This window comes from Lactiplantibacillus xiangfangensis (genome assembly GCF_001438845.1).
Taxonomy (GTDB): Bacteria; Bacillota; Bacilli; order Lactobacillales; family Lactobacillaceae; genus Lactiplantibacillus; species Lactiplantibacillus xiangfangensis.
The window spans coordinates 1-411 of record NZ_JQCL01000075.1; the positions used below are offsets into that span (position 1 = coordinate 1).

Genomic DNA, 411 nt, shown 5'->3' on the forward strand with positions numbered 1-411 from the left:
AAAAGGCGCGGCTCCGTGTCAAGTAGACAATCAAATAATTAAAATTGTTTAGGCAATTTTCTCGAGGGCATGATTCCGGTATTCGACCGGGGTCATGCCCTTTAAGGTTGGCTGGCGGCGTGAATTGTTATACCAGTCCATAAAATCACCGATCATCGTTATGATTTCTTCTAACGATAACGGGTTCTTAAAATCGAAATATTCGGTCTTCATGTGGCTCCACAAGCTTTCCATCGGACTATTATCTCCCGGTGTGCCGGGCCGAGACATGCTGTGTGTTACGCCGGCGCCAGCTAAAGTCTTATTATATGTTCCTGATGTATAACTTGAGCCTTGATCACTGTGGATGATTTTGGGCTTAACACCGCCATTCGCCAAAATGGCCGCATTAAAGGTTTCCGTGACTAAATC

General features: G+C 45.3%; 1 protein-coding gene. It reads right to left on the bottom strand.

Annotation, left to right across the window (positions count from 1 at the left end; all coding sequences use genetic code 11):
* Positions 1–48 precede the first annotated feature (48 nt).
* Positions 49–411: integrase core domain-containing protein (locus tag IV64_RS09205; protein ID WP_157061038.1), on the bottom strand; the 363-nt coding region annotated here is incomplete at its 5' end.